Raw genomic sequence first — 6,355 nt, 5'->3', positions numbered from 1 at the left:
CGGGTCCAGCAGTGAGCCGTTTCTGAATAACACGGACGACATTGCAATTCTCCAGGGACGATTGAATCGAACGCGTGAGCTGCTCAAGGCGACGCGCTGGTTTGCACGATGAGCAGACTATACGCCGCACATAAACGTATGTGCCATGCACGGACGCGCTCGAAATCGTCGGACGGAGAGGGAAGAGGGAAGTTCCTTGGGTCAGGACCGGCGTTGCACAGTCGCGGTTGCCTGATTGTCGATGGTGTTGATGGTGTCGCCGGATGTCGCCGCATGCGAGAAGCCTGCGCGAATGCGTTTTCTCATCGGCTCTTCGTAGAACCTGAAGATCACGACGCTCGCCGCGACAGCGAATACGATCGCGAGCCATCCGTTCGACTGTCTGAACCCGGCTATGTAGGCAAGATACGCAATCGGCACATGGATCAGATACAGCGAATAACTTGCTTCGCCGAGCTTGATCAGGATGCGCTGGTTGAGGAAGTTGATCACCGGACGATCCATCAGCGCGAGCCCGAGTATCAATGCGGCGAACAACGGCGAAGCCAGATAGAACGCCGGGGAAAACGGATGCCAGAGAGCGAGCACGACCAGCGCGATCAATGATCCGCTGATCAATTTGAGGGCCAGCGCATGCCTGTCCGCACGCGCTTCACGCAGCTGAAGAAACAGGATTGCGGCATAGATTCCGGCAACGAACTCGAACAGACGCGTGAGCGGCAGGCCAACGATAAGAAAACCGCTGCGCGACGCGGGCAGGCAGGTCTGCAAAAACAGGATCCACAATCCTTGCAGCAGAAAGAACCCGACACATGCGAGCGTCAGCCGAGCAATGGGCACGGACAACATCTTGCGAAGCATGAGCGGAAACAGGAGGTAGAAGAAGGCTTCGCATGACACGCTGTCCGATGGCCCGTTCCACGGCTGGTTGATCGCGGCGAATGGAAACCACGCGTTCAGCAGCAGCAACTGGCAAAGCAGGCTTGCGCCTATCGCCAAGTGCACGGAGCTTTTTACCGCGTACCACTGGAGCAGCAAGGACGGGTTATCGCCATGAAGCAAATAGAGCGTGGTGGGCACGCATAAAACGAGACCCAGCAACACGACTGGATAGATGCGCGCAAAACGGGCCTGATAAAACGCGGCATTGCCTTTGATAGCCAGTTGATCGCGATAAGTGAATGTGAGGATAAACCCCGACAGCACGAAAAATAACGATACCGCTGGACGGCCGCCATCGAAGAATTCGAATATCTCCCTTGGCAGATTAAGTAATCCGAGCTCGGAATAATGTGAGACCACGACAGTGATCGCCGCGAGAAAGCGGATGCTCGTCAACGCGGGAAGCGAACCGCCTGAGCTGGAAATCGGCGCGTGCACTGTTCTCTCCCGTGGTCCGGAATTTACCGTGTACGCAGCCTATCACCGACATTAAAGGAATGAATTACCGGATTGGTTCCGTGCGTTCGTTTGGCGGGAGCCCGCTTGAAAATGGCGAGTTTCCACGTGGCATGGCGAACGTTCAACGGCATTTGAGGTAAGTAACCGTACCGCACAGGTCGTCCGGACATCGTGCTTGTAGCTATGGCTCGCGCAGTGTGCATTGAGGCATCATTGACGGAGTACACGCTATGCGGTCCAATCATCAAGCCCCTGAACAAAGGAAACACCTATGAGCAGCATGGAGGTTGTGCAAACGGAACGCGCCAAAGAGATCGCATCGCGTGTCGAAGCGTTCGTGCGAACGGTCGTAGTCCCATACGAACGGGATCCGCGCTGCGGCAGCCACGGACCGAGTGAGGACCTCGTGCGCGAATTGCGCGGCAAGGCACGCGCTGCCGGGGTGCTGACGCCGCATATCCTCGCCGATGGTGGCCATCTCACGCAACTCGAGACGGCAACGGTTTTGAAGCGATCCGGTTTGTCGCCGCTCGGCCCGGTCGCGGTCAACACGGCCGCGCCTGATGAAGGCAACATGCTGCTCATCGGCAAGATTGGAACCGATGCACAGAAGACGCGTTTTCTCGCGCCGCTGGTCTCGGGCGACGCGCGCTCGGCATTTTTCATGACCGAGCCGGCGGTGGACGGCGGCGCAGGTTCCGATCCATCGATGCTCAAGACGTCGGCCCGACGCGATGGAGATCACTGGGCGATCGATGGAATGAAGGCGTTCATCACAGGCGCTGAAGGCGCATCGGTTGGCATTGTGATGGCGCGCAGCAACGCGGACGACGATACCGACAAGGTCAAGGCCACCATGTTTCTGGTCGACCTTCCGAATCCGGCCATACGTCTTGAACGAATCCTTGACACTATCGACAGTTCGATGCCGGGCGGTCATGCGGTCGTGCGCATCGAGGGCTTGCGGGTTCCGGACGACCAGGTGCTGGGCGAAGTCCATGAAGGGTTCAAGTACGCGCAGGTCCGCCTGTCGCCGGCGCGGCTATCGCATTGCATGCGCTGGCATGGCGCGACCACGCGCGCGCATGAAATCGCAACGCAATATGCTTGTACGCGCCGCGCATTCGGCAAGTTGCTGATCGATCATGAGGGCGTTGGATTCATGCTGGCCGAGAACGCGATCGACCTGCAGCAGGCCGAACTGATGATCGACTGGTGCGCTGCGGTGCTCGACAGCGGGTCGCTCGGGACATCGGAGAGTTCCATGACGAAGGTCGCGGTGGCCGACGCGTTGTTCCGGGTCGCGGATCGCTGCGTGCAGGTGATGGGCGGCACGGGTGTATCGCGGGATACGGTTGTGGAACAGGTGTTTCGCGAGATCCGTGCGTTCCGTATTTACGACGGCCCGACAGAAGTACACAAGTGGTCGCTTGCGAAGAAGCTCAAGCGCGACACGCTTGCGGGTATGCAACGCAGCTAAGGCGTGACGAAGGCACTTGTACGCAGGGCATGAACGGGCGAGGAATGGCAAATGCTTTGTTGCCTCCGACCCGATCGATTGCCAGGCTTGCAAGGAGCACACATGGACCAAACGGACCGCCCTGACTCACAAGACCTCATCCCCGAGGATAAACCGGCTTCTCAATCCGGTCGCCGCACATTTCTCCAGCGCAGCAGCGCGGGCCTTGCGGCAGCGCTTGCAACCGGCGCGGCGGGCACGGCATGGGCTGCGGGACCACCTGCCGCCGCAGCCAATTCGGTCAAGCTGCCCCTGATTGCGGACCCCAGGACCGAGCAGAAGGAAGAAACGCCGGATGCAAACCTGCCGCCCGATGATCGCATCGGATATGCAATCGTCGGGCTGGGCCACCTGGCGCTCGATCAGATCTTGCCGGCGTTGTCGAACTGCAAGTACTCACGTGTGGCGGCGCTGGTTTCGGGCGATCGCAACAAGGCATTGAAGATCGCGCGTCAGTACGGCGTGCGCGAAGCGGATATCTACGACTACCAAAGTTTCGAACGTCTCGCCGACAACCCGCGCGTGCAGGTCGTCTATATCGTGCTGCCCAATGGCATGCACAAGGAGTTCACGCTGAGGGCAGCGAAGATCGGCAAGCATGTGCTGTGCGAAAAACCGATGGCAACGAGCGTGGCCGATTGCCAGGCGATGATCGATGCATGCAGCAAGAACAATCGCAAGCTGATGGTCGCCTACAGAAGCCAGTACGAGCCAATGGATCGCATGATCGCGAAAATGGCGAAGGAGAACAAGCTGGGTCCATTGCGCGAATTCATTGCCGGCAACTCGCAGAACCAGAGCGGTCCTTCGCAGTGGCGGTTGAACAAGGCGCTTGCCGGTGGCGGTGCACTGCCGGATATCGGGCTTTATGCGCTCAACGCTGCACGGTTTCTCAGCGGCGAAGAACCCTACGAAGTCTCGGCCTCGCTCACGCAACCCGCAGCCGATCCACGCTTCAAGGAAGTCGAGGAATCGGTGCACTTCATCATGCGGTTTCCGAGCGGTTTCACAGCGACATGCATGGCGAGTTACGGATGCCACGAGTCACGGTTTTTCCGCTTGCAAGGGACCGACGGCTGGGCAGAAATGGACCCGGCTTTCGGCTACAACGGTTTGCGCATGCGTTACGGCATGCTTGTCGACGGCAAGTCGGCGAACACGGAAATTACCATCGATCCGAATAACCAGTTTGCCCGCGAGATCGATCACATGTCGCTTTGCGTGATCAATGACAAGATCCCGCATACGCCCGGTGAAGAGGGTTTGCAGGACCAGCGGATCATGGAGGCGATCTACGAATCCGCGCGGACCGCACGCGTAGTGAAGATATCGAAGCCACAAGCTTCGACCCGCGGCCCCGATCCTGAAGAAGGAACGTTTTGAGCGTTGCCTAGCCGTTCTGCGTGCTGCTCTTCAAAGTTCCCGTCGCGGTAAGTCCCTTGAGGACCAGCATCAGATGGAAATAAAGGCGTTTGTTGAGTCCATAGTCGTACGCATACAAATGTGAAAGCGCGATACCAAGCGCCAGTGCCGGTTGATGATTTCGCGCATATACCGAAACCACAATCGGCACGATCCGCTTGAGCGCGAGTTCGCGCGCCGGCTCAAGTTTCTTGTCAAGCTTGAGCGACTTGAGGAAGTCATAAGCGAGGACGGCGGCCGCTGTCGTTGAGCGCGCGGTCGTCTTCGACATCGATACATCCGTCTTGCGGTAATACGACACGTATTCCTTGAGGTAGAACACCTGCGCGGCCGCAATGCAAATCTGTGCGCCGAAGACGTATTCGCAACCAATGCCGTATTGCTTTCTATAGCTGATCTTCTTGACCAGGTCCGCGTTCGCGAGCCAGCCATTGTTTGGCATCATCTGAACCAGACCGGTTCTGCCGGGATCGGTTTGCAATCCGACTACTGCGTCCGTGCGATGGTAGTCCGTGTTGAGCTTCTTGCTGGCTTCAATATCCACTACGCCGTGGTCATTCATCTGATATTGATCGCCGAACGCAACATCGAGATCGGGATGGAGATCCCACGCCGAGAGCAGGCGCTCTATGCAATCGGTCTTGAGGGCATCGTCGTCGTGGATCAGCAGGATCTTGTCGCCGGTGGCGCGATCAAAGAGGCTGGCAATGTTATCCGCCTGTCCGAGCGCGGGTTCGTTGCGGACATAGATCACGCGCGGTTCATGCAGGTAAGTCGAATCGATCAACGCCTGCGTGCGGTGATCCGACGAATCATCGCCAATCAATATCTCTATGTTCTCGTGCGTCTGCGCAAGGCACGACGTGAGCGATTCGACCAGCAACTCGGGCCGGTTGCACGTCGGCAGGCATATGGATATTTTCGTCGTTTTCATGATGTCGTCACCGGAGGTTGCTTGGTGCAACTTTTATACGGACGGTGATTTTTTTCGTCAACGCGATTAAATCAAAGCAAGCCGGCAGCGATTTATTTTATTTATTATCCCGTGTCCGCTTAAAACTGGATGCGCTCATTCGCCTTCGAGGTTGTAGCCGCTAAAGCCCATCAGCGCCGACAATTGCGACGCCATGTCTCCCACCATCCGGCAGACATCGTCGAATACGGGATTGAGCTTTTGATCGATGCGTTCAAGATAAGGCACGTTCACCGCGGCGATTGCATCGCCGTTACTGCCTATCACGGGGAACGCAACGTTGGTTACGCCACGCATTTGCCGGCTCGGCACGATCTCGTGTCCGGTGGCGCGTATTTCATCGAGTAAAGCGAGCAAGGCCAATGGCTCTACATCGTTTTCGCCTTCCACGCGCGTATGCGCGGCGAGCATCCGTTCGCGCTCGGCGGGATCGCGAAACGCCATCAGCACGTGACCCGATGAAGTATCGGTCAGGCCCATGACGGCGCCCACTTTCAAGCCGAATGACCATCGCTCGGGGCTGTCGACTTGCGCGATCACCGCCACGCGCCCGCTATGGTAAATCGATAAATGGCACGACTGCCGCGTCACGTTCGCAAGATCGCGCAACAGCGGCAGGGCCATGGCGGTGAGCGAACGGATCGGCTGCTGCCGGTGCGCCATTTCGAACAGCTTGAGCGTCAGGGTGTAGCGGTCGTTGTGGTCGCCTTGCACGTAACCGCGCCGCTCGAGCGTCACGACCATGCGAAAGATTTCGCTGACCGTGCGCCCGAGCTTCACCGACAGTTCGTTGAGCGTGTAGCCTTCGGCGGTATCGACCAGGACGTCGAGAATATCGAGTCCCTTCTCGAGCGCGGGGGCCGCGTAACGGGGGCTCTCGGCATTATCGGCGGATGCGTTCTTCGGTGGCTTCAGTACTGTGTTCATGGCAGGTCAAAAAAATTTCAAAGCGCTTGATCCCGGTTCGCGATCCGCGCCGGCAAGCCGAACAGAATCAGCAATGCAGCGAGGATCAGGACGGTGGCGATGGCATACAGGCC

Annotated in this window: 5 protein-coding genes; 2 read left to right on the top strand and 3 right to left on the bottom strand. The window is 58.1% G+C overall.

Annotated elements, in window-relative coordinates:
• Window positions 1–201: 201 nt before the first annotated feature.
• Window positions 202–1,380: an acyltransferase family protein gene (locus ACFFAR_RS21640; protein ID WP_174363985.1), complete on the bottom strand. Its 1,179-nt coding sequence runs from the start codon at window positions 1,378–1,380 to the stop codon at window positions 202–204.
• 301 nt (window positions 1,381–1,681) lie between these two features.
• Here ACFFAR_RS21640 and ACFFAR_RS21635 point away from each other — a divergent pair, with 301 nt between their 5' ends.
• Both ACFFAR_RS21635 and ACFFAR_RS21630 read left to right on the top strand, forming a co-directional pair.
• Window positions 1,682–2,881, top strand: a complete 1,200-nt coding sequence (locus tag ACFFAR_RS21635; RefSeq protein WP_174363988.1) for an acyl-CoA dehydrogenase family protein — start codon at window positions 1,682–1,684, stop codon at window positions 2,879–2,881.
• 102 nt (window positions 2,882–2,983) lie between these two features.
• Complete coding sequence (locus ACFFAR_RS21630; RefSeq protein ID WP_174363986.1) at window positions 2,984–4,303, top strand: Gfo/Idh/MocA family oxidoreductase; 1,320 nt, start codon at window positions 2,984–2,986, stop codon at window positions 4,301–4,303.
• A gap of 7 nt (window positions 4,304–4,310) precedes the next feature.
• Here ACFFAR_RS21630 and ACFFAR_RS21625 read toward each other — a convergent pair whose 3' ends face one another.
• Window positions 4,311–5,276: a glycosyltransferase family 2 protein gene (locus ACFFAR_RS21625; protein ID WP_062172631.1), complete on the bottom strand. Its 966-nt coding sequence runs from the start codon at window positions 5,274–5,276 to the stop codon at window positions 4,311–4,313.
• A 135-nt stretch (window positions 5,277–5,411) separates the two neighbouring features.
• Entirely contained in the window at window positions 5,412–6,242 is an 831-nt protein-coding gene (locus ACFFAR_RS21620; RefSeq protein WP_174363987.1) for a helix-turn-helix domain-containing protein, read from the bottom strand.
• Window positions 6,243–6,355 lie beyond the last annotated feature (113 nt).

Origin of the sequence: uncultured Caballeronia sp. (genome assembly GCF_964243625.1) — a bacterium.
Classification (GTDB): Bacteria; Pseudomonadota; Gammaproteobacteria; order Burkholderiales; family Burkholderiaceae; genus Caballeronia.
Note: the sequence above shows the minus strand (reverse complement) of the source record. Positions and strands in the feature narration are given on the sequence as shown.